The following is a 23,187-nucleotide window of genomic DNA, read 5'->3' as shown; positions in this document are numbered from 1 at the left end:
CGCATGCGCAAGGTTATTTTTTCGCCTCTGTTTGAAAGCGTTTATAGTATGTCGATGCTGTTGAAAAATTAACTTCTATATCACGAATCAACGATGAATCTTCTTCTTTAGCTAACTTCTGTAATTTTTTCATCGCTTGTTCTGCTTCATTTAAGAAACCAACATATAGTTCATGTTCGTCCTCTTTCGACTTCGGCACACGAATTTCTTTACGCATATGATCAATATCTTCTAACATGCCCGTCGTTACCTTCTGCACCTCTTCTTTATATTTAGCATTCGTTATTTCCTTACCGCCCTTTTCTTTTGCCACTTCCCATAACTGTAATGCTTTATTAATTTCTTTGTTCATCTTCATATCATATTTTTCATGTATTTCGCGATACACTTTCATCTCTTCTGTTTGTTCAGTAGATTGCTCTACCTTTTCTTTCGGTTCTTTGGTATCTTTATTTCCATTACACCCTGCTAGAAGGAGCATACTTCCCATTACAGCAATACCCAAAACCTTCTTCATCTCTTCTTCTCCTTTTATCTACAGCTATTACTCATTATAGTTTCTTTTATCTCCACTTGTTATTATACCGAGAACACCCTACTTTTTACACTTAAGACGAGATCTTAATATACACACCAACATTTTTGTCACAGTATCGTCACTTTATGCAAATAACTTTTGCATCACCTTACAACACTGTATAAGTTATTTCAAAGAAATGAAAAAAGAGCTGATTCAACACATGTTTGAATCAGCTCTTTTTTATAAATTAAGCCTCTAAATTTTGTCTTTGTTGCAGTTCAAACTGCTTCTCACTTCTTCTGGCCATAAATAGATAACATAACACAGCACCAATTTCACAAAGCGCTATCACAACCCCCATCGGTAATGCGGTATTGCTTCCGCCAATACCTACTAATGGTGCAACAAGTGCTCCTGAAATGAACTGTAATAAACCTAGTAAAGCTGATGCTGTTCCTGCTGCTTGTTTTTGATTTCTCATCGCTAACGAGAAGCCGGTTGTTGATACAACCCCAACACTTGATACAACAAGAAATAGCGAGCATAAAACACCGATTAGCCCTATTCCAAGTGCGATTGTAAGTAGTAATGATAGACCGCCAACAGCCGCAATAATAATACCAGCAACAAATAAAGTTTTCTCATTAACTTTCCCCGCTAAGCGGCCAGTAACTTGGCTAGCAATAATAATACCAATACCGTTAATTGCAAAGAACAAACTAAACTGTTGTGGTGATGCCCCGTATATATTTTGCAACACGAACGGTGAACCAGAAATATAAGCAAACATTGCAGCTGTTACTAACCCTTGCGACAATGCATATCCCATAAATAAACGATCTTTCAGAAGCTTTCCGTATGTTGCCAGCGTTCCTGATAATCCACCTGTCTCTCTTTCTTCAGGAGGTAATGTTTCACGTAATACGAAAGTAGCTGATATTAGCATGAATACACTAATTGCTCCAAGCACGATAAAGACGCCGCGCCATGATGTGAACTGTAATAATTGTCCTCCAATAATCGGTGCCAAAATAGGTGCTGCCCCGTTTACTAACATAAGTAATGAGAAAAACTTCGTCATTTCAGAACCTGAATACATATCGCGTACCATTGCACGTGATATAACAATACCAGCAGATCCTGAAGCACCTTGTAAGAAACGTAAAAGCACTAAACTCCAAATAGATGGTGCAACAGCACAAAGTAACGAAGAAGCAACATAAATAATAAGAGCGATAATAAGAGGTTTGCGCCTTCCGTAAATGTCACTGATTGAACCAATAAATAACTGCCCTACTGAAAGCCCAAGCAGACAAGCAGTTAATGTAAGCTGCGCGAGGGATGCACCCGTTTGTAAATCATCCGTTAACTTTGGTAAAGAAGGCAAATACATATCAATAGATAATGGCCCAATTGCCGTAAGTGTCCCTAATACAAGAATCATCCATAACCTGTTTGTCTTTACAGGTTTATATACTTCGTGATTAACTCCATTCACTTTTTCCATTCACCCTTTCATATAAATACTCAATCGTAACAATTATAGTTACAACATAAATATACGTCAAGTATACCGTATTTTCCTGTTTAATAATGTAAAAAAAAGCGATAGAATCTCTATCGCTTTACTTTTTCAAATTACTATTTGTAAATTTAGATACAGATGCCATCATTTCCCCTGTGTCTAAATATGTGATTTGAATTGGATCTCCTACTTCTGTAAACATTGCATATGGGAATTTCTTCGCCGGTACCATGAATACTTTTTGCTCGTTTTCTAATAGTACGTACACAATCGTATTTTCACCTGATTTTTCTTTATACACACGTTGTACAGTACCTTCTTTTTGCGCTTCTTTCCCATTTGAAGTCGGTCTAAATGAATCACCACTTCCGCTCAGCGCATTTTTATAATTCTCAAGTGCTTCTTTTTGCGTTGAACCTGTTGCAAACACTTTTGCATTAGAAGCATATATGACAGTATGAGCACGTACTAATCCGCCGTCATCAATAACCGGTACAATCCAAGAAGGTTTACCATATACGTTATAAATAACCGGCATTGTTCCATGCCATTTCTCTCTCTTAAAGGAATTATCCACTACTTCTGTAGCAGCCGAACCGTCCATAATTCCCTTCACTTCTTTTCCGTTATAGTAATACAACTTTCCTGTACGTGCATCAACTAATGAGTAACCGAGAGCAGAATCTACTCCTTCTTTCGGAGAGGTAAAGTCTGTAAAGTAATACAATTTACCATCCTTCCCGAAGATTGGCGTAACGCCTTCCTTCGTCCCCCACTCAGTCGGCATCTTCATGTCAGTTTGTGAGAATTTCGTATTCCAAAATCCGTGAATATATTTTCCGAAGTACGTATTTAACGTAGATGCTGTTTCATGATTTAATACACCATCAATGAATTTAGGTGCATTCCCTTTATCATATCGTTTCACATCACCTGTTTGTGCATCAACAACGACAACGCCTTCTACTTCAAACCCTGATCTTCCTGAAATAAACTCACCGTATGTCATTGTATAATACGGTTTTCCTTTATCATCAACTTCAAATTTTGGTTTCCCTTTAAAAACTAAATCTGGCTCTGCTTTTCGAACGACACGTTCTAATTTATTACCGAAAAACATACTTGGTACATACTTCATTTTATATCCAAGATGTAATTTCGCTTCCGCATCAGGATTTGTACCTGACATTGTTACGTAACCTGGAATTGTTTCCGCTTTACGTGCTTTAAAAAATCCCGAAACTTCTATCGGTGCTACATACAATGCTTCACCATTTACCATTTGTGGCGTTAATTCCCCTAGCTCAAAATAAGCTACTTTCGGAATATCACCAAATACCTTTTTCATTTTATTCTCCGCTGTTTTAGGCGGAACTGTAAACGGTTGGTCATTTTCAGTAAATGGCTCTGAAATATCTTTCTCTACTTTCACGACCGAATCATATTTCTTTTGCGAGATTACTATATCGTGCAAATAACCAAAATAGCCGTAACTTGCGAGTAAAACGAACATTAGAAGTCCTTTTAGCGTACCTTCTAATTTCCCTACCTGCTCTTGTGAGAATAAAACAAGCCCAATTAAAATCGCTACTGCAACAGAATAATGAGTAAGAATAGAATCTGCTCGATCATCAATTAGCCAAAAATATTCATAGATTGCAATACCTATCCAAAATAAAACAGGAATAACTAAAATAGATGATTTCTTACCCTTTACAACTTTCTCATTTCCTCCTTTATCCACCGCGCGAATTTTATTACCGCTTCTAGTCCATGGAATCAAAAACAAAGTGAGAATAGCTAAAACTATAAATTTCATCAAAGGCAATGTCCCCTTTTCTTTTGTCTTCTCCATAAGTATAACAAATAAAGGGTAATCAGGTAAAAATGGGTATGATTATATTTTTTTGCTACTTAATACAATTCCACTCACTGCATATAAAATAGATGCAATATAAAAAATGGTGCCAATCGTAAAGAAATCTACTAAATATCCCGTTGCAATAACTGCTACTGCTCCTCCAACCGATGTCCACACATGATATTTTCCAATCTCATAACCAGCTTTTTTCTGTTCTACCTTTCGTGCTAACGACGTCTTCTCCGTATTGCGCTGCACAGCACCTAAAATACCCATTAAAATTTGGAGAATGTATACATGCCAAACTTCTGTTGCAATAGGAAAACAAAGCATTAATATAGCCATAGACCAAGCGTATACAATTAATAGCTTTCTATCTCCCACTCTGTCAGAAATTCTCCCAACTAACGGATATACTAGAGCTGAAGTTAAGGCAAATAAGCCGTACGCCCAGCCAAATTGCGAGAAACTATTTCCTACATTTCGAAGCAATAGTATATAAAAAGGAAATACCATACTACCCGCCATCATAATAATGCTTTGTGAGGCTACAAATCTTCTATATGTCATTTGCTATACTCCTTATAAAATAAATTCACAAACCTTTCCTCTGGATCTACTTCCTTCTTCTTCCGAAGGAATTCTTCTATGCGAGGATACGCTTTCTTTAGTTGCCCCTTTTCCGGATAAGAATAATACGGTAAATAATAACTTCCATTATGCTTTAAAGTAACATCAATCATCTTCTGAATGACCACTTTTGTTTTCTTTATTTCATCCTCAGAACGCCCTTGATTAATTAGAAGCACAAGCGCAAACATATCATCTTTCGCATAAGATAGCACCGCATTCTCATTCTTTTCTACATAGCGGATTGTAATGTTAAGAAGGTTTAATTCCTCTTCATTTAAAACTATTCGCAAATCATCTATATACTCTGCAAAACCATCTATCGGTACAAAGTACTCTTGTAAAACTTCGGTCAAGTTTGGATTATCGTATTCCATAAAAGCACTATCTGATCTCATTACGTTATTTCGAGTTTCGTACTTACCATCTGTACGTTCAAAATAACTTCTTTGTATATCCCAAAATGCGCCCTTTCCCCAGTCACTATAACGCGATAACCCAAGTAAGAATTTCGGCGCAGCTATAATATTTTCTTCTTTTAATTTGCTGTACTCTTTCAACTTCTGTTGATCTTCTGCCAGTACATAATCTGTCACATACATTTCTTTTAAAAATGAATTTGGGGCAACAGAAATACGTGCTAAATGCATACGTATATTCTCGTCCCTTCGCACTTTATTCTTAAAGTATGAAGAGTATTCTTTATAATCTAGTACCTTCGTATGCGTTTCATACAATTCATCGTTTGTTAACTGTAGCGTCACATCTAAAATCACACCAAACAATCCGTATCCCCCAATTACATACGGAAACAAGTCAGCATTTTCTTCTCTACTTACATTACGTACTGTACCATCTGCCATTAACAATCTGAACGACTCTACTGTATCAATCAATGCTTCATGACGAATATCACGCCCATGTACATTTACACTTAATGAACCACCAACAGTAAAAATATTTTGAGATTGCATCACTTGAACTGCAAGACCATATGGATTGATTTTCTTTTGAATGTCATTCCATGTGACACCGCTTTGCACCCTAATCCTCTTCTTCTCCGGATCGAATTCTAATATTTCATTATACCCTTTCATATCAAGCATCGTACCGTTCGGATAATACGTCTGTCCGCCTTGGCTATGTTGCATACCTGCAATAGAAATCTTCTCTCCAGAAACAGTTGCATCTTGTACTAACTTTTTTAATGAACTTTCATCCTCAGCATTTTCAACACGTTTAATTTTCGTTGGAAGCAACTTCCCTACATCACTCATAATAGGATGATCCAGTTGCTCTTTGTATGTATATATAGAAGTCGCGAGCAACACTGTATACGCTACAATAACAACTACTATCTTTCTTTTTTCCAAATGGCACTCTCCTCGTTTGAAATTCTAATCTCACTAGTACTTCTCTCTATTCTTATTGTACCTACTTTCTTAAAAGGAAAATACTACACTGTAAAAAAGAACTAGCTTTCTTTTACTTATTATGAAGTGAAACTATAAGCATGATTTAAAAAATACTTAAATATGATGTAAATAAAAACAACTAAATTCAGGAGGTCATTATGAAAGCAATTATTTGCACAAAATACGGGCCACCTAACGTTCTCAAGCTTCAAGACGTAAAGAAACCCACTCCTAAAAAGAATGAAGTGTTAGTTAAGATTCACGCAACAAGTGTAACTACTGGAGATTGTAGAATGCGAAGCTTTACTAGTCCCCTTTTATTTTGGATTCCTATGCGAATTGTATTAGGTTTTAGAAAACCAAGAAAGCCTATACTCGGTGTAGAGTTATCTGGTGAAATTGAGGAAGTAGGAACGGATGTAACTCAATTCAAAAAAGGAGATTACATCTTTGCATTAACAGGACTTAACGTTGGTGGTTATGCTGAATACACATGTGTACATGAAAGCGGATTGATAGCATTAAAACCTACCAATGTGACGTATGATGAAGCTGCAGTTATTCCTTTCGGCGGAACTTCAGCATTACATTTTTTGAGAAAAGGACACATAAAAAAAGGACAGCAAGTACTTATATATGGCGCTTCCGGATCAGTAGGTACTGCCGCTGTACAACTTGCTAAATATTTCGGCGCGACTGTTACAGCTGTTTGTAGTAATTCAAATTTTGAGCTAGTGCAATCTTTAGGGGCTGATAACGTAATTGATTATATGAAAGAAGATTTTGCTGAACGAGGCGAACGCTACGATATTATATTTGATGCAGTTGGAAAGTATAAAAAATCCCTTTGTGAAAGAGCGTTAACGCCTAATGGAAAATACGTATCTGTTAATGGAACAATGGCAAAGGTCAGTAAAGACGATATGAACCTATTAAAACAACTAGCTGAAACAGAAAAGCTAAAACCTGTTATTGATAGAACTTACCGATTGGAAGAAGTTTCAGAAGCTCATACGTATGTAGAGATGGGACATAAGAAAGGCAATGTTTCGATTACCTTAAAATAAAATATATTCAGAAAATAACATTGACAATTCCTTTTGTAAGATTTACTATTAGTACCATATTTAAAAACTACATACACATACTCTTATCAAGAGTGGCGGAGGGACTGGCCCGATGATGCCCGGCAACCGAGCTTATAACATATAAGCTAAGGTGCTAATTCCTGCAGAACGATTTTCGTTTTGGAAGATAAGAGAGGAACCTATTTCGTCTATTCGGCACCTCTCTTATTTTTGAGAGGTGCTTTTTATTTTGGAACGTATATTAAGGGGGAATTATAGATGAAAAAGATATTATTAAGTATTGTAAGTGGAGCTGTATTATTGTTAGGTGCATGTGGTGCTAATTCTGATAAAGAGGTAAAAGCATTAGATGAGAAAAAGATTACAGTTGGTGTAACAGGCGGACCGCATGAACAAATTTTTGAAAAGGTGAAAGAAGTTGCAGCAAAAGATGGCCTCCAAATCGATATAAAGGTATTTAATGATTATGTAGCACCAAACGTATCTTTAGATGAAAAAAGCCTCGATGTAAATAGCTACCAAACAAAATCTTATTTAGACGTATTTAAAGCTGAACGTAATATGAAATTAACTGAAGTATTTTCCACAGTAACATTCCCTATGGGTATATACTCTAAAAACTTAAAAGATGTAAAAGAATTAAAAGAGGGCGACGCAATTGCTGTCCCAAATGACCCAACAAATGAGTTGCGTGCTTTAAAGCTATTTGAAAAAGCAGGTGTTTTAAAAGTTGATCCAAAAGCTACAGAAAAAGCGACTGCAAAAGATGTAATTGAAAATCCGAAAAATTTAAAGATTGTTGAATTAGAGGCATCTCAATTACCAACGCAGCTAGGTGAAGTGAAAACAGCTGCAATTAATACAAACTTTGCATTAGGTGCAAAATTAAGCCCAGCAAAAGACTCCATTTTCCGCGAAGGAAAAGATTCACCATATGTGAATTGGGTCGTTGTTCGTACTGAAAATAAAGATGATGCTGTTGTTAATAAATTAAAGAAAGCTTATCAATCTAAAGAAGTAAAAGATTTCATTGAGAAAAAATTCGATGGTTCTGTTTTACCGTCTTGGTAGGAGCTGACTATAATGATTGAATTAAAAAACGTCTCCAAAGTATTTACAACAAAAAAAGGGAATGTTGAGGCCCTTAAACCAACTTCCCTTAAAGTAAAAAAGGGTGAAGTATTTGGAATCATCGGATATAGCGGCGCTGGTAAAAGCACATTAATTCGTTGTGTAAATTTATTAGAAAAACCAACGACAGGAAATATCATTATAAACGAACAAGATTTAACCACCTTATCGACGAAAGAACTCGCAAAAGCGAGACAAAAAATCGGCATGATTTTTCAAGGATTCAATTTACTTAAAACCGTTACCGTTTATGAAAACATCGCACTACCCTTACGTCTATCTGGTCTTCCCAAAAATGAAATTGAAAAAAGGGTAGAAAAGTATTTACGCATTGTTGATCTCTTTAATAAAAAAGATGCTTATCCAAGTGAATTATCTGGTGGTCAAAAACAACGTGTAGCAATCGCTCGCGCACTATCTCATGAGCCAGAAGTTTTATTAAGTGATGAAGCAACGAGCGCATTAGATCCGGAAACGACCGATTCTATTCTTGATTTATTATTAAAGATCAACGAAGAAATCGGAATTACGATTTTGCTAATTACACACGAAATGAATGTCATCCAGCGTATTTGTGACCAAGTTGCTGTAATGGAACATGGATCTGTCGTTGAAAGTGGAACAGTGAAGGACATTTTTACAGATCCACAACATGTAACAACGAAGAAATTTGTAAATAGCGCGTTTGCAGCTAAAATTCCAGAAGAGGTACAGAAAGAACTACAAAGCACCGGGGAAATCGTAACACTTTCATTTATAGGAACCGCTTCAGGAGAACCAGCGTTAGCTGTCGCTACAAAACGTTTCCACGTATATCCTAATATTTTATCAGGCAATATTACGCAGTTAAAACATGAGGCATATGGGAAACTGGTCGTTCATATGCAAGGTGAAAAAAGTGAAGTACACCGTGCCTTATCATTTTTACAAGAACAAGGAATTATCGTAGAAGGAGGTAGAACAGATTATGGGAAACAAGTCCTTTTTGGATGAGTGGGGTAACGTAATATGGGAAGCAACAATTCAAACCTTTCAAATGACATCTATTTCACTACTTATCTCTATTCTTATTGCATTACCACTCGGCGTCACACTTGTTTTAACGAGACCTGGTGGACAGCGAGAAAATAAAATTATCTATCCTATTCTTAATACAGTTATTAATATCATTCGTTCTCTTCCATTTATCATTCTATTATTCTTCATTTTACCTTTTACAAAGTTTCTAATGGGAACGTCCATTGGCGTGCAAGGTGTTATCGTACCACTTGTTGTCTTCACAGCCCCTTACATTGCCCGTTTAATGGAAACTGCTTTATTAGAAGTGGACCGTGGTGTCATTGAAGCATATCAAGCAATGGGAGTCTCTACTTTAAAAATCATTTGGCACGTTATGGTTAAAGAAGCTCGCCCGTCTCTCGTACTTGGATTAACAATCGCAACGATCGGCTTAATCGGTGCAACAGCAATGGCTGGACTTGTAGGTGCTGGCGGCCTTGGTGATTTAGCATATCGATTCGGGCATTTACGCTACGAACCTGAAGTAATGTATGCAACAGTCTTTATTTTGATTATCCTCGTTCAAGGATTACAGTCATTAGGGAATGGTGTTGCACGAAGATTGAAGAAAGATTAAAAAGAAGGTATCTCACGGAAATGAGATACCTTCTTTTTAATTATAAAATTATCTCTTAAATCCACCTTCTGAATGAATAACTTGCCCTGTAATCCATTCGGCTTCTTCGCTCACTAAAAACTTAATAAGTCTTGCTGCATCCTTTGGCTCACCAATTCTGCCGAAAGGAAACATCGGTCTTAATCCTTGCTTTATCTCCTCAGTCATCCATCCTGTACTAGTTGGACCTGGATTAATTGCATTCACTGTTATCCCTAAATGGGCCACTTCCGCTGACAACGTACTAGTAAGAGCGTCAATTGCTCCCTTCGTTGTTGCATACGCTAATTCTCCTGCCATAGGTCCTTTAAATTGTCCCGACGTCATATTCACAATTCTACCACCAGATTTCTTATCAAAACCTTGGGCAAATTGACTACTTAACAATGTAGTCGCACGAACATTTACCATGTAGTGCTTATCTAGTTCTTCAGCAGTCAAATTAGAGAAATCATTATTTGTAGAATATGCTGCATTATTAATTAATATATGAGGGTACCCTAATTGTTCAGTAACTTTATTTATAAGCTGATTTGATGCATCATTCTGAGTTAGATCTAACTCCATGCTCGATACTTTGACACCGTTTTGTATCAACTTTTCTTTTAATTGTATTTGTTCATTTTTATCAACGCCCCAAGGCATCTCTTTATCGTATTCTGTCCAATACGTAAAAAATATATCGTATCCGGCCTCTGCTAACTCCGTGCAAATAGCTGCTCCTATACCGTCTAGACGACTTACACCTGTAACAACAGCTACTTTATTTTTTAATTGATTCATCATATACTCCTCCAAAGTTAAAGGGCGCATATTTTATATAAGAGATATAAATTTCCCCACATAGGCATCTATCCTTACAAAAGGGATTTACAAGCTAAATATGCAGTCCTTGAATGATTTACAGATAGCTAAATAAACCCTCACTTACGAGAGAAAAATTCATCTATCTAATTTCTAATCATTACAAGTTCATCCACATATCTACTCTTTGCCTCCTTTTGATATATCTCCATTATTAGTCTACCAAAATAGATGAAATGTTACAAAAAATATAACAATTACTCCTAACCTATTTTTGTTCACATTTCCTCCATTGTGAATTTATTCACAATGGATATATAATAAACATGTAAATACAATACATTGGAGGGATTTCAATGGTTATCAATTTTTTAAGAACTGATAAACGCGCTACTTTCATATTATTATTTTTACGACTTTACATAGGATATGCATGGCTCGCTGCTGGAATAGGAAAAGTTTTTGGACAGTCTTTTGATGCAAGTGGTTTTCTAAAAGGAGCTATCGCTCAAGCATCAGGTGACCACCCTGCAGTACAAGGTTGGTGGGCAGATTTTCTTCAACATTTTGTTCTTCCAAACGCAGACCTATTTAGCTTTTTAGTTCAATGGGGAGAAATTTTAGTAGGGCTAGGTTTGATTTTAGGTGGATTAACAAAAACAGCTGCATTTTTCGGCATCATAATGAACTTTTCATTTTTATTAAGCGGAACTGTTAGTGTAAACCCAAACCTGCTTATTTTAACTATGTTCATTTTAGTTGCAGGACATAATGCTGGACGTATTGGATTAGATGGTTATGTTTTCCCAAAACTTTTCAAAAAAAATAACCGTGAAGCATATAAATTAAATAAAACTGCATAAGAATAGTTCATCTTTTAAATATAAATAAGGAAAGAGCCTACATTCAGGCTCTTTTCTCATTTACACCAAAACATTTCACAGTTTGCCTTATCCGAAATGTTAAACTCAATCCTATATAACCGAATAAATGTGTACGACTTTATTTCAAGCACCTAAAAAGCTTAAAGACTAAAACAAGCCATTATAAAACCCTAAATTCTTTCATACTTTCTCCAAGAATATAGTGTGAAAACCACATCAAGTTCTGCTTCATAATAGCCACATTAATTCCTGGCTGGTCAGAACTATATGCCATTCCTTTAAAAATAATTAATTCTGTATCAACTTCCATATCCCTTAACCCTTGATATAGCTCATATGCATTGGAAGTTGGAATCCTTGCATCCTTTTCGCCATGTTGGATTAAGGTAGGCGTACAGGCTGATTTAATATATGTCATTGGCGATGTTTTCGTATATATATCTGGATCATTCCATGGAGTATTTCCTAAATGCATTCTAATAAAGTAAGGGATATCTGTATTTACATAATGGGTACTCCAGTTAGTAATTCCGCCCCCAACTGAAATAGCTTTAAATCTATTACTAAACGTAGAACAGAAGGCTGATATATATCCTCCGTTACTCCATCCCATAACCCCTACTCTATCTTTATCTGCAATCCCTTGCTCAACTAGTTTATCCACTCCAGATATAACATCATCGTAGTCAGCAATTCCCTGTTTTCTATAGTTTGCTTTTAAAAATTCATTACCATAACCAGAACTTCCCCTATAGTTTGGCTCTAAAACGATAAAGCCTTTTTCAACAAACTGTTCAATCGGATATTTCTCATTAAAACAGTCTGAAAATATCGGAAAGGATGCCCAAGCCGGACCACCATGGATTACTACTAATAAAGGATATTTTTTATTTATATCAAACTCTACTGGGGTTGATATAACACCCTCTATTTCAAGACCATCACTACTTTTCCATGAGATTATTTCCCTATTACTTTTAAGCTTTCCTTCGAAAAAGATATTTTCATTCGTTATTTTTTTATCGTCTAAATAGATTTCAAAGGTTTCATTTGTAATAGCTTTATTATAGGATATATGTTTTCCATCCCTTGTTATAGAAGCATCCATTATAAAGCCATCTACGTTTTCACTTAACATTTCTACAGTGCCTTCCTCACATAGCAACCCAATGAGATAATTAGTTTTATCCTGCCATCTAATTAAAATCCCCTTATCTGTCCACTGTAATGGCATAACCGTACTATCAAAGTTTGTTAGAGGCTGAATTACCTCTCCAGTATTCATATCATATATCTCTAATGTACTGTCTTGTATATGAGTCTTATAGTACTCCTTCTCCCTTATGCTTGCTGAGTAACATATTTTGCTACCTTCAGGAGAAAAGCAAACGCTCCCTCCCAACAACTTATCTATATTCATCTTTTGTAGTTCTCCAGCTTCAATATCTAATATGTATAAATCACCATTCATATAATCGTTTAGGCTTGGTGTAGCTATAAATACAACCTTTTTCCCATCATTTGAAATATCAAAGTTATGTATATAAAAATCCTTACCCTCAGTTAATTGATAAAGACCGCTAACCTCTCGTTCCTCTTTATCATTTTGTATCACTTTTTCTATTTCAATGTAATATAAACAATTATTCCGATGTTCCTTACCTGCATGTTGGAAGTCCCCATATAGCTCTTTACGTTTCTTTATTTCCTCACATTCTTTTGACTGTGCAACATAATAAAAACCTTTACCAGTAGGCTCCCATTTGAATGTACTGACCCCTTCTTCCTCATCAGTAATTTGTAACTCACTATAACCATCTATTGACTTAACAAAGATTTGATTTTTCTTATTATCCCCCTCACCAACTGGGCTAAGGTATGCGATATCCCTAGAATCTGGGGACCATAATGGGTGTATACTGTCTATATCCCCAGTTGTTAATGGGTAACTCTGCTCCTTATCTTTTTCATATATCCATATATGATTCCTATATGTATTGTCTTTCCAGTTAGCTGTCTTCTTAACAAATGCTACGCCTTTGCCGTCATCACTTATATTTGTACTTGATAAGGTTGGTAATGAAATAATCTCTTCTATACTTAAATATGTTTTTTCTTTCACCTTCATTAATAAACCCCCTCGTAATGTCTAGTAATCTAATTTGTTCAATAAAGTGAAACTTTAATCAGTGTTTTTTTTCCATCAACGAATATCTGAAAAAACAACAGAAAATTCAGTTAAATAAAAGTAGTTCCGTCCCAAATCCGATAAAACCTCATGCTGTCTGCCGGTTTTTATACTTTTTAAATCCCACTGCCAGTTCCTTGCCCCTCTTTAATCCACTTATCGATTTTAGATGTTCTTTTTTTTCGACACAAAAATGCCCCTTTAGATAATCATATCCAAAGGGGCAAAGCTTCACAACTTTTTTATAAACGTCGTGACTTTATTTTAAATTTACAATAATCTAGTTACTCTATCAATCTCCTACTCAACAGTAACAGATTTAGCTAAGTTACGTGGCTTATCAACGTCACATTCGCGGTGAAGCGCTGCGTAGTATGAGATAAGTTGGAATGGAATAACTGCTACTAGCGGTGCTAGTGCTTCGTGTACAGCTGGTAATACGAAGCTGTCTCCTTCCATTTCTAAGCCTTTCATTGAAATGATACATGGGTTAGCTCCGCGTGCTACTACTTCTTTCACGTTACCACGAATTCCAAGGTTTACGTGCTCTTGTGTAGCAAGGGCGATAACTGGTGTACCGTTTTCGATTAAGGCGATTGTACCGTGTTTTAATTCTCCTCCAGCAAATCCTTCTGCTTGGATGTAAGAGATTTCTTTTAGTTTTAACGCACCTTCTAAACCTACGAAGAAGTCTACGCTACGTCCGATGAAGAAGCAGTTACGCGTTGTTGCTAAAAATTGTTTTGCTAATGCGTCCATCTCTTCTTTTTGATCACAAAGTACTACCATTGCATTTGCTACAAGTCCTAATTCATGTGTTAAATCGAAATCAAGAACCTCACCTTTTGCTTTTGCAATGTCAGCCGCTAAGATTGAAAGTACTGCAAGCTGTGCTGTGTATGCTTTCGTCGATGCAACTGCGATTTCTGGTCCCGCATATAAAGGAAGTGTATAATCAGCTTCACGAGAAAGCGTAGAACCAGGTACGTTTGTAATTGTTAATGCTTTATGACCCATTTCATTTGTTTGCACAAGTACTGCACGGCTATCAGCTGTTTCACCACTTTGTGAAATGTAAATGAAGAATGGTCTTTCTGTTAATAATGGCATGTTGTAAGAGAATTCACTTGCTACATGTACTTCAACTGGTACTTTCGCAAATTTCTCAATGAATTGTTTTCCAACAAGACCTGCATGGTAACTTGTTCCACATGCAATGATGTAAATACGATCGCTATCTAAAATCGCATTACGGATATCTTGATCTAATTCAATTTCGCCATTTTCATCTTGGTACTTTTGAATAATATTACGGATTACAAGTGGTTGCTCGTCGATTTCTTTTAGCATGAAATGAGGATACGTTCCTTTTTCAATATCACTTGCGTCTAATTCCGCTGTAAACGGTGCACGTTCAATCGTTTCACCTTGTAAGTTTTTAATTGTAATGCTTTCTTTTGTTACGATTACCATTTCTTTATCCATTAACTCGATAAATTGATCTGTAACTTGTAACATCGCCATAGCGTCGCTTGCAATAACATTAAAGTTATCACCAGCACCTACTAATAGCGGGCTTTTGTTTTTAGCAACATAAATCATGTTTGGATTTTCAGCATCAAGTAGTCCGATTGCGTAAGAACCATGTAAAAGAGATAACGTTTTTCGGAACGCATCTTCTACACTTAGTCCTGTACTTACTTGTTGTTCCATAAGCTGCACGATAATTTCTGTATCTGTTTCACTTACGAACGTTACATCTTGTAAATATTCTTTTTTCACTAATTCATAGTTTTCAATTACACCGTTATGAACTAGTGTAAAACGTTTTGATGTACTTTGATGCGGATGCGCGTTTAATTTGCTTGGAACACCGTGTGTAGCCCAGCGTGTGTGACCGATTCCCACGCTTGCTGCTACATTCTCTTCTACGACTTCGCGAAGTTTTGCAATACGGCCTTTTTCTTTGTATACAATAACACCGTTCTCTGCTTGTACTGCAATACCTGCTGAATCATATCCGCGATATTCTAGCTTTTCTAAACCTTTTAATAAAATTTCCTTTGCATCTTGCTCTCCAATAAATCCTACGATTCCACACATGTTTAGTCGCCGTTACAAATGCTTACACTGCTCTGCGAACATGTAACGACATAGTCCGATACCATTTTTATTTATACTAAAAAACGGATTACATATTGCTAGCCCTGTAAGCTTGTAACGGCTTTCACCTTCCTCTCGATTGGGTTAAAGTCCGTATATACTTATACAGCTAGTATTCATCCGTTCCTCTTCTCTCATCACACTTTCACCTTTGTCCACTAAGTCACCTTAATGTTTTAAGTAAAAGATTGCGGTTGTGATGAACAACCGGGAGTCATCCGCCGAAATCTCGATAAACTCCACCTCGTCAACTACACTACTTGTAGTTCTGGCGCTTTTATAATTTACAATATTTCCTTTGAGAAAAAGAACAAGACCATCGTATAACAAACAATATAAATCGTCAATGAAATTTTTTTCATTGTCTATAAAAAATATGAAAAAGGAGCACTTTTTGTGCTCCTTTTAAATAAAATAGGCTAATTATTCAACGCCAACTTCAGCTTTCACAACTTCTACAATACGATGTACATACCCATCACAAATTTCTTGTGTCGGTGCTTCTGCCATTACACGAATAAGTGGTTCTGTTCCAGATGGACGAACAAGAATACGACCGTCTCCGTTCATTTCTTCCTCTACAACACGAATAATTTCTTTAATTTTCTCATTTTCTAGTGCTAGTTTCTTATCTGTTACACGAACATTTACTAGTAATTGTGGGAATTTTGTCATCTCGCCTGCAAGCTCAGATAATGGTTTTTTCGTCATTTTCATGATATTTACAAGTTGAAGTGCACTTAACATTCCATCACCAGTTGTAATGTAATCAAGTAAGATAATATGACCTGATTGTTCTCCGCCCAGGTTATATCCACCACGTTTCATCTCTTCCATTACGTAGCGATCACCAACTGCTGTTTTATCACTTGTAATATTGTTTGCTTCAAGCGCTTTGTAGAAACCTAAGTTACTCATAACTGTTGAAACAACTGTATTATGTTTCAATTGACCAGTTTCTTTCATATACTTCGCGCAAATAAACATAATTTGATCGCCATCAACGATGTTTCCTTTTTCGTCTACTGCGATTAAACGGTCTCCGTCACCATCAAAAGCAAGACCAATGTCAGCACCTTTTTCTTTTACTAATTCAGCTAATACTTCTGGATGCGTAGAACCTACTCCGGCGTTAATATTCATACCGTTCGGTGAAGTTCCCATTGTTGAAATATCAGCTTCTAAATCTGCAAATAAATATGGAGCTAAAGAAGATGTAGCACCATGTGCACAATCTAAAGCAATATGTAAACCAGAGAAATCTTCCTCTACAGTTTGTTTAATGTATTGTAAATATTTTTGTCCACCTTCAAAGTAATCACTCACTTGTCCAAGGTTAGTACCTGTTGGACGTGGTAGCTCATCAACTTCTTTGTCTAATAACGCTTCAATTTCTGCTTCTTGCTCATCTGTTAATTTAAATCCATCTGAACCGAAGAACTTAATTCCATTATCTTGTACTGGGTTATGAGATGCAGAGATCATAACACCTGCTTGCGCCCCTAACGCTTTTGTTAAATAAGCCACACCTGGTGTAGAAATAACACCAAGGCGCATTACTTCCGCTCCAGTTGATAATAGGCCTGCTACTAAAGCTCCTTCTAGCATATGTCCAGATACACGTGTATCACGGCCAATAATTACTTTTGGACGATCTGTATCTTTTGTTAATACATAGCCGCCAAAACGTCCTATTTTAAAAGCTAATTCAGGTGTTAATTCCTTATTTGCAACCCCACGTACTCCGTCTGTACCAAAATATTTACCCATTATTATTCGCTCCTTTTTCGTGCTCTTTTTGATTATCTACTGTTGGTTCTTGGCTCGTTTCTTGGCCATTTTCTTTTTCTTTGTCTTTATCTTTTTCCTGATCCTTTTCTGGATTAGGTTCAGGATTTTTTGGTTTTTCAGTTTGATTTTCTTGATTGTTTTTTGAATCTGGTTGTTCAATATTACCCTGTACTTCTTTATCCGGCTTTTCTTTCTTCACAATTGTGACTTTAGCACTTTTTTGTTTTGCTTCTATCGAAATATTACCAGGACCACTCACTTGAATAGAAACATCTTTCGTCCCCGGAGATACATTTTGCAGATTAATCGCCGCTGTTATTTGAGCAGCTGTTATTTTATCTACTATACTTGCTTCTCCTGAAATATCAACGCTTATCTTTCCATCTTGTGGCGAAAGTAGCTGCGCAGTAACATCATTCGGAATTCCACTTTTTTGAATCGGGATACCATCAATAGTTTTACTTTTCGTTTGTTTTACCTTTTGTACCCCTATGGAAACCTTCACTTGATTTGGTTTTGCACTTGTTACACCTTTTGGCAATAAAACAGAGGCATCGAATGTTGTAGAATCCGTCAATTGACTAAGATCTACCTCGACCCCCTCTATAGATTGTATATTATCCAAAATGTCTTTTGGACCTGCTATCGTTACTTCTTTTGGTTCAACACTAATATTTGTAACAGCTAAACCTTCTGGTAGATTCCCTTTTTTCGAATATGTTAAAGGAACTGTTTTTTCGACATTATTTGCTGTAGCTTGTGTCGCTACATTCACCGTTACACTTATTTTAGATGGACTTGTTTTTACATTTAAACGTTTTCCTTCTTTATTGTATAATGTAACGTCTGCTGTTTTTGTAACTGTTTTATTAACACCTTTTAAATCTATATATGCCTTAGCAGATGAAATACTTTCTATTTCTTCTTTTGTTCCAACTACTTCAACAGTGTCAGGCTTAATACTTGATTTCTCAATGGTAGCACCTGCTGGCATCTGGTCTTCATTTGATAATTTTAAATCTACATGAACATACTTTTTCGCTTTTTCATGAAGAGTGACTTTAATTGTTGCTGGCTGAACTGTCCCCTTCACATCATCTGGAAGCCCGTTCGCTTTTAAAGAAACTTCATAAGTTCCTTTTTGACTATCTCGCAAATCAACTGATATATCAAATTGTTTTTTTGCTTTTGCTGTAGCAACTGCTGATTTTGGGCCTTCCAACTTCACCTTGACTCCACCTGCTGGAATACCACTTACAATATATTTCTCTTCATCATACTTAAGGGTAATAGGATAATCAGTTAATGTTTCTTTCGTTTCATTTACGAAAGGTAATATACTCGATGTCGTATTTTTTTCAGTTAAAGTTGCTGACATAAAAAGCATACACGCCAATAGTAATGAGATTCCTTTTAAAAACCAATGATTCTCCATTAACTTATCCATGACGCTTTCTCCTCCAATTCCATAAAGACGAAGAAGTCGTTTTTTCGTTCCCACTAAATTCAGCTAACAACATATCCTTTAGCTGTTCTGTCTTCAAATCACGATGTAACTCACCGTTTTTCGTTAAAGAAATTTGGCCTGTTTCTTCCGACACAACTACTGTAATACTATCGGTGACTTCACTAACTCCCATTGCAGCACGATGCCTAGTTCCTAACTCCTTAGAAATAAATGGGCTTTCTGATAAAGGAAGGTAACATGCTGCTGCTTTAATTGTACTTCCCTGCATAATTACTGCTCCATCATGAAGAGGGGTATTAGGGATAAAAATATTAATGAGTAATTCCGATGATACATTTGCATTTAGCGGAATACCCGTTTCTACATAATCATCCATCCCAGTCTCTTTTGACAAAGTAATTAGTGCACCAATTCTACGTTTTCCCATATATTCCGTTGCTTTAGCTATCGCTGTTGCAACAATTTCAGGTTCATCTTCCCCCTGATTTCCCACACGCGAAAATAAGCTACCCCGTCCTAGCTGCTCAAGTGCTCTTCTCAATTCTGGCTGGAAGATAATAATAACGGCTAAAAATCCCCACGTTAATACTTGTTCCGTTAGCCAATATAGCGTATGCAATTCAAGTAAAATACTAATCATCCGGACGACAATAATAACTGTAATACCTTTTAAAAGTTGCACAGCCTTCGTGCCCCGAATTATAAGAATTAGCTTATATATAATAAACCATACAACAGCAATATCTAATGCCGTACTAAGATATTTCAAAATGGTCGTATCTTCAAAAGGCATGCTAACCCTTCCTCCTACTTACGAGCAATTCTATCCATATATTGAAATATTATTTTATGCTCTATCTGTATGTATTTCCAACAACTAGTTAATTATACCATACATGAACCAAACGACAATTACAAACGCCCTCCTTTAGCTTAAATTGGTAAGATGTCAAACTTTCTTATCCTACAGTATAATATAAGTCATTATTATACGCCTATTTTCAAATAAAAAAAGCAACTTCTCAGTTGCTTTTCTTACATTTATTTTAGTTTTTCACCGAATAAAGAACCCATTAAAGCAACCGCTGTTGTTGCTGTTCTATTTCTCTCATCTAAAATCGTATTTACTTCAACAAATTCAGCAGATGTAACAATATCAGCTTCTGCTAACATTTCCATCGCTAGGTGGCTTTCACGATACGATAGACCACCAATTACAGGTGTTCCAACTCCTGGTGCGTCATGAGGATCAAGCCCATCTAAATCTAATGATAAATGAACACCGTCAGTATGAGATAAATACGCAATTGTTTCTTCCATAACAGCCGTCATACCCATACGATCAATTTCATGCATTGAGAATACTTTAATGCCTTCTTCACGAATAAAGTCCTTTTCTCCTTCATCTAATGCACGTGCACCGATAATTACAACGTTCTCTTTCTTCACCTTTGGATATGACCCGTATAAGTCTACAAGTGAAGAATGTCCATATCCTAAACTTGCAGCAAGTGACATACCGTGAATATTTCCAGATGGTGAAGTCTCTTCTGTATTTAAATCACCGTGTGCATCGTACCAAATAACACCTAAATTTTTATAATGTTTCGCCACACCAGCTAACGTACCGATAGCAATACTATGATCGCCGCCCAATACAAGTGGAAAACGACCTTCTTCTATAATATGATCAACCTTAGTCGCTAGTTCGTTACATACAGTTGCAACTTGAGTAAGGTTTCGTAATTTTGTATTTTCATCTACTTCTTTTTCTCTCTCTATACATATATCTCCCATATCTTTTACGTCATATCCAATTTGTTCAATTCTTTCAACTACCCCTGCATAACGGATCGCGCTTGGTCCCATATCAACCCCACGACGCATCTGTCCTAAATCCATTGGAACTCCAATAACTGAGATTTCTTTTTTCATAGATAGTATCCCCCTTTTATGCCTTCACTAAATATTTTAAATCTTTTATATAGTCTGACTCAACTCGACATTTTTCTGCATGGATATACATTTTATTCACTTATATTTACGATAGAATCCCAATTTTTAAACCATTCTATGTATAAAGTTAACTTAATGAACCAACTAACTTTTCTATCAGCTAATATTTTTATCAGTGCTTTTCTCCATCACCACCTAGGATTACACAAGATACCCTCAAATAACTGGATAAAAAAAACACTTCTACATTTAGAAGCGTTTTTTTGATGCTAGTTTCCACACTGCTGCAATATTTTTTGCTGTCATTTCGATATTCTCTTCTGCCGCTTTATATGCTTCTTCTAATGTCATTGGGCTAGCCGTAATACTAAACACTGCATCAATTCCCTTTTCGTAAACAGTCGTATAATTCGAGGATACAGATCCACCAATAGCAATTACAGGAATATGACGACATTTCGCCCGCTTCGCGACACCAGCAGGAGCTTTTCCATAAGCTGTTTGTTCATCTATCCTTCCCTCACCAGTTACAATAAGATCGGCATCCTCTATACACTTATCAAAATTTGTATAATCTAATACAATTTCAATCCCTTTTCTTAGCTGTCCCTTTAGTACTGCAACGACAGCCGCTCCCATTCCTCCAGCTGCCCCTGCACCAGGTATTAGGGACACATCAAAAGATACATACTGTTTAAGTATATTAGCATAATGTTTTAAATTCCCGTCTAGCTCTTTCATCATCTCTACATTCGCACCCTTTTGTCTCCCAAATACGAAAGACGCTCCCTTTGGTCCAACTAATGGATTGTCGACATCACATGCTGCTTCTAGCTTTATATCCTTCAAACGTGTATCCATACGAGAAAGGTTAAGAGCAGTAATCAAATGTAATGTTCCTCCAGAGGGCTCAATTACTTCACCTTTCCTATTAATAAACTCTACGCCTAAAGCAGACAACATACCTGCCCCACCATCATTTGTAGCACTTCCTCCAAGCCCTAAAATAATGTGTTTAGCTCCTTGACCTAATGCATGTAATATCAGTTCGCCTGTCCCTTTTGTCGTTGTAATAAGTGGGTTTCTCTTTTCAATTGAAACGTGTTGTAATCCTGATGCTGCCGCCATTTCAATAAATGCTGTCTCCCTATCCTTAGACATACCATAATAGGCTTGCACGCTCTCTCCAAGCGGCCCTGTCACATTAAGTGATATAATTTCCCCCATTGTAGCACCAACAAGAGATTCGACCGTTCCTTCACCTCCATCTCCAATTGGTACTTTAACGTACTCTGCTTTAGGAAAAACTGCTGCAAAGCCCCTTTCAATAGCTTCACATACCTCTATAGCTTTCAGGCTTTCTTTATATGAATCCGATGCAATGACAACTTTCATAATTATCCCCCCTTATTCAATCCCTTTTTTTCATTTTAAACGATATACGGAAAAGTTTCCTTTTTGAGTGAAATTTAAACACAAAAAAAGCTTACATCATTTGATGTAAGCTTTCCCTATTTATATGGAGCCTAGCGGGATCGAACCGCTGACCTCCTGCGTGCAAGGCAGGCGCTCTCCCAGCTGAGCTAAGGCCCCTTAGTAATTAAGCGGAAGACGGGATTCGAACCCGCGACCCCAACCTTGGCAAGGTTGTATTCTACCACTGAACTACTTCCGCGAAAATGATGAGCCATGAAGGATTCGAACCTTCGACCCTCTGATTAAAAGTCAGATGCTCTACCAACTGAGCTAATGGCTCGTAAATGGCTGGGCTAGCTGGATTCGAACCAGCGCATGACGGAGTCAAAGTCCGTTGCCTTACCGCTTGGCTATAGCCCATTAATATTTACTAGTATGGTTATCTTTTCAAAAAAATAAACCCTCTCAGGTTATTTTAAAGAAAATGGTGGAGGGGGGCAGATTCGAACTGCCGAACCCAAAGGAGCGGATTTACAGTCCGCCGCGTTTAGCCACTTCGCTACCCCTCCGACATTTAAAAATATATGGTGGAGGATGACGGGATCGAACCGCCGACCCCCTGCTTGTAAGGCAGGTGCTCTCCCAGCTGAGCTAATCCTCCAAAAGTGGTGA

18 protein-coding genes, 6 tRNA genes, 2 pseudogenes and 1 riboswitch are annotated in these 23,187 nt (G+C 36.7%); of the genes and pseudogenes, 5 read left to right on the top strand and 21 right to left on the bottom strand.

The window, feature by feature from the left end; genetic code table 11:
• Window positions 1-13: 13 nt before the first annotated feature.
• From MR155_RS25615 to MR155_RS25595, 5 genes are all read right to left on the bottom strand, one after another.
• Complete coding sequence (locus MR155_RS25615) at window positions 14-517, bottom strand: hypothetical protein (protein ID WP_242311454.1); 504 nt, start codon at window positions 515-517, stop codon at window positions 14-16.
• A 250-nt stretch (window positions 518-767) separates the two neighbouring features.
• Window positions 768-2,027, bottom strand: coding sequence for a multidrug effflux MFS transporter (locus MR155_RS25610; protein WP_088038167.1), 1,260 nt, complete (start codon window positions 2,025-2,027; stop codon window positions 768-770).
• A 118-nt stretch (window positions 2,028-2,145) separates the two neighbouring features.
• Window positions 2,146-3,864, bottom strand: coding sequence for a DUF3981 domain-containing protein (locus MR155_RS25605; protein ID WP_012260186.1), 1,719 nt, complete (start codon window positions 3,862-3,864; stop codon window positions 2,146-2,148).
• 78 nt (window positions 3,865-3,942) lie between these two features.
• Window positions 3,943-4,476 (bottom strand): MFS transporter, encoded by a 534-nt coding sequence (locus MR155_RS25600; RefSeq protein ID WP_242311453.1) that lies wholly within the window; start codon window positions 4,474-4,476, stop codon window positions 3,943-3,945.
• On the bottom strand, window positions 4,473-5,909 hold the full coding sequence (locus tag MR155_RS25595) for an FAD-binding oxidoreductase (protein WP_219300651.1): 1,437 nt from the start codon (window positions 5,907-5,909) through the stop codon (window positions 4,473-4,475). The genes MR155_RS25600 and MR155_RS25595 overlap by 4 nt, the downstream gene beginning before the upstream one ends.
• Window positions 5,910-6,109: 200 nt before the next feature.
• Here MR155_RS25595 and MR155_RS25590 point away from each other — a divergent pair, with 200 nt between their 5' ends.
• From MR155_RS25590 to MR155_RS25575, 4 genes are all read left to right on the top strand, one after another.
• Window positions 6,110-7,018, top strand: coding sequence for an NAD(P)-dependent alcohol dehydrogenase (locus MR155_RS25590; protein WP_242311452.1), 909 nt, complete (start codon window positions 6,110-6,112; stop codon window positions 7,016-7,018).
• An 80-nt stretch (window positions 7,019-7,098) separates the two neighbouring features.
• Window positions 7,099-7,212, top strand: a riboswitch (SAM riboswitch).
• Window positions 7,213-7,297: 85 nt separating this feature from the next.
• Window positions 7,298-8,110, top strand: coding sequence for a MetQ/NlpA family ABC transporter substrate-binding protein (locus MR155_RS25585; RefSeq protein ID WP_242311451.1), 813 nt, complete (start codon window positions 7,298-7,300; stop codon window positions 8,108-8,110).
• A 12-nt stretch (window positions 8,111-8,122) separates the two neighbouring features.
• On the top strand, window positions 8,123-9,163 hold the full coding sequence (locus MR155_RS25580; protein WP_242311450.1) for a methionine ABC transporter ATP-binding protein: 1,041 nt from the start codon (window positions 8,123-8,125) through the stop codon (window positions 9,161-9,163).
• Window positions 9,138-9,806 carry a methionine ABC transporter permease gene (locus tag MR155_RS25575; protein ID WP_002124718.1) on the top strand — a complete coding sequence of 223 codons (669 nt, stop codon included), beginning with the start codon at window positions 9,138-9,140 and terminating at the stop codon, window positions 9,804-9,806. Before MR155_RS25580 ends, MR155_RS25575 begins: the two co-directional genes overlap by 26 nt.
• Before the next feature lie 48 nt (window positions 9,807-9,854).
• Here the strand turns inward: MR155_RS25575 and MR155_RS25570 are convergent, their stop codons facing one another.
• A complete protein-coding gene (locus tag MR155_RS25570; RefSeq protein WP_002124715.1) occupies window positions 9,855-10,631 on the bottom strand; it encodes an SDR family oxidoreductase in 777 nt (258 codons plus the stop codon).
• A gap of 374 nt (window positions 10,632-11,005) precedes the next feature.
• Between MR155_RS25570 and MR155_RS25565 the strand changes: the two genes are divergently transcribed.
• On the top strand, window positions 11,006-11,512 hold the full coding sequence (locus MR155_RS25565; RefSeq protein WP_242311449.1) for a DoxX family membrane protein: 507 nt from the start codon (window positions 11,006-11,008) through the stop codon (window positions 11,510-11,512).
• Between the two features lie 181 nt (window positions 11,513-11,693).
• Here MR155_RS25565 and MR155_RS25560 read toward each other — a convergent pair whose 3' ends face one another.
• The 15 genes and pseudogenes from MR155_RS25560 to MR155_RS25495 all read right to left on the bottom strand — a co-directional run bounded on the left by MR155_RS25560 (window position 11,694) and on the right by MR155_RS25495 (window position 23,176).
• A complete protein-coding gene (locus MR155_RS25560; RefSeq protein WP_242311448.1) occupies window positions 11,694-13,661 on the bottom strand; it encodes a S9 family peptidase in 1,968 nt (655 codons plus the stop codon).
• Window positions 13,662-13,739: 78 nt separating this feature from the next.
• Window positions 13,740-13,912, bottom strand: a pseudogene (locus MR155_RS32075) (TnsA endonuclease N-terminal domain-containing protein); the annotation flags it as partial.
• A gap of 109 nt (window positions 13,913-14,021) precedes the next feature.
• Window positions 14,022-15,824, bottom strand: coding sequence for a glutamine--fructose-6-phosphate transaminase (isomerizing) (glmS, locus tag MR155_RS25555; protein WP_002139926.1), 1,803 nt, complete (start codon window positions 15,822-15,824; stop codon window positions 14,022-14,024).
• 12 nt (window positions 15,825-15,836) lie between these two features.
• Window positions 15,837-16,022: pseudogene (locus MR155_RS25550) on the bottom strand (hypothetical protein).
• A 285-nt stretch (window positions 16,023-16,307) separates the two neighbouring features.
• A complete protein-coding gene (gene glmM, locus MR155_RS25545) occupies window positions 16,308-17,654 on the bottom strand; it encodes a phosphoglucosamine mutase (protein ID WP_002139928.1) in 1,347 nt (448 codons plus the stop codon).
• A complete protein-coding gene (locus MR155_RS25540) occupies window positions 17,647-19,122 on the bottom strand; it encodes a CdaR family protein (RefSeq protein WP_219300666.1) in 1,476 nt (491 codons plus the stop codon). Before MR155_RS25540 ends, glmM begins: the two co-directional genes overlap by 8 nt.
• Complete coding sequence (cdaA, locus tag MR155_RS25535; protein ID WP_002091475.1) at window positions 19,115-19,936, bottom strand: diadenylate cyclase CdaA; 822 nt, start codon at window positions 19,934-19,936, stop codon at window positions 19,115-19,117. The genes MR155_RS25540 and cdaA overlap by 8 nt, the downstream gene beginning before the upstream one ends.
• Before the next feature lie 248 nt (window positions 19,937-20,184).
• Window positions 20,185-21,078 carry an arginase gene (gene rocF, locus MR155_RS25530; protein WP_113938306.1) on the bottom strand — a complete coding sequence of 298 codons (894 nt, stop codon included), beginning with the start codon at window positions 21,076-21,078 and terminating at the stop codon, window positions 20,185-20,187.
• 270 nt (window positions 21,079-21,348) lie between these two features.
• On the bottom strand, window positions 21,349-22,494 hold the full coding sequence (locus MR155_RS25525) for a glycerate kinase (protein WP_242311447.1): 1,146 nt from the start codon (window positions 22,492-22,494) through the stop codon (window positions 21,349-21,351).
• A 125-nt stretch (window positions 22,495-22,619) separates the two neighbouring features.
• A tRNA-Ala gene (locus MR155_RS25520) sits at window positions 22,620-22,692 on the bottom strand.
• 10 nt (window positions 22,693-22,702) lie between these two features.
• Window positions 22,703-22,774: transfer RNA gene (locus MR155_RS25515), tRNA-Gly, on the bottom strand.
• Between the two features lie 8 nt (window positions 22,775-22,782).
• Window positions 22,783-22,855: transfer RNA gene (locus MR155_RS25510), tRNA-Lys, on the bottom strand.
• Window positions 22,856-22,860: 5 nt separating this feature from the next.
• Window positions 22,861-22,935: transfer RNA gene (locus MR155_RS25505), tRNA-Gln, on the bottom strand.
• Window positions 22,936-23,000: 65 nt separating this feature from the next.
• Window positions 23,001-23,084 (bottom strand) — tRNA-Tyr (locus MR155_RS25500).
• A gap of 16 nt (window positions 23,085-23,100) precedes the next feature.
• A tRNA-Val gene (locus tag MR155_RS25495) sits at window positions 23,101-23,176 on the bottom strand.
• Window positions 23,177-23,187 lie beyond the last annotated feature (11 nt).

The organism is Bacillus cereus group sp. BfR-BA-01331, assembly GCF_022663915.1.
GTDB lineage: Bacteria > Bacillota > Bacilli > Bacillales > Bacillaceae_G > Bacillus_A > Bacillus_A mycoides.
Note: the sequence above shows the minus strand (reverse complement) of the source record. Positions and strands in the feature narration are given on the sequence as shown.

Bases quoted from the DNA above. Each gene is read 5' to 3' on its own strand.
- MR155_RS25615 (WP_242311454.1), bottom strand. From the start codon at position 517: ATGAAGAAGGTTTTGGGTATTGCTGTAATGGGAAGTATGCTCCTTCTA.
- MR155_RS25610 (WP_088038167.1), bottom strand. From the start codon at position 2,027: ATGGAAAAAGTGAATGGAGTTAATCACGAAGTATATAAACCTGTAAAG.
- MR155_RS25605 (WP_012260186.1), bottom strand. From the start codon at position 3,864: ATGAAATTTATAGTTTTAGCTATTCTCACTTTGTTTTTGATTCCATGG.
- MR155_RS25600 (WP_242311453.1), bottom strand. From the start codon at position 4,476: ATGACATATAGAAGATTTGTAGCCTCACAAAGCATTATTATGATGGCG.
- MR155_RS25590 (WP_242311452.1), top strand. From the start codon at position 6,110: ATGAAAGCAATTATTTGCACAAAATACGGGCCACCTAACGTTCTCAAG.
- MR155_RS25585 (WP_242311451.1), top strand. From the start codon at position 7,298: ATGAAAAAGATATTATTAAGTATTGTAAGTGGAGCTGTATTATTGTTA.
- MR155_RS25580 (WP_242311450.1), top strand. From the start codon at position 8,123: ATGATTGAATTAAAAAACGTCTCCAAAGTATTTACAACAAAAAAAGGG.
- MR155_RS25575 (WP_002124718.1), top strand. From the start codon at position 9,138: ATGGGAAACAAGTCCTTTTTGGATGAGTGGGGTAACGTAATATGGGAA.
- MR155_RS25570 (WP_002124715.1), bottom strand. From the start codon at position 10,631: ATGATGAATCAATTAAAAAATAAAGTAGCTGTTGTTACAGGTGTAAGT.
- MR155_RS25565 (WP_242311449.1), top strand. From the start codon at position 11,006: ATGGTTATCAATTTTTTAAGAACTGATAAACGCGCTACTTTCATATTA.
- MR155_RS25560 (WP_242311448.1), bottom strand. From the start codon at position 13,661: ATGAAGGTGAAAGAAAAAACATATTTAAGTATAGAAGAGATTATTTCA.
- glmS (WP_002139926.1), bottom strand. From the start codon at position 15,824: ATGTGTGGAATCGTAGGATTTATTGGAGAGCAAGATGCAAAGGAAATT.
- glmM (WP_002139928.1), bottom strand. From the start codon at position 17,654: ATGGGTAAATATTTTGGTACAGACGGAGTACGTGGGGTTGCAAATAAG.
- MR155_RS25540 (WP_219300666.1), bottom strand. From the start codon at position 19,122: ATGGATAAGTTAATGGAGAATCATTGGTTTTTAAAAGGAATCTCATTA.
- cdaA (WP_002091475.1), bottom strand. From the start codon at position 19,936: ATGCCTTTTGAAGATACGACCATTTTGAAATATCTTAGTACGGCATTA.
- rocF (WP_113938306.1), bottom strand. From the start codon at position 21,078: ATGAAAAAAGAAATCTCAGTTATTGGAGTTCCAATGGATTTAGGACAG.
- MR155_RS25525 (WP_242311447.1), bottom strand. From the start codon at position 22,494: ATGAAAGTTGTCATTGCATCGGATTCATATAAAGAAAGCCTGAAAGCT.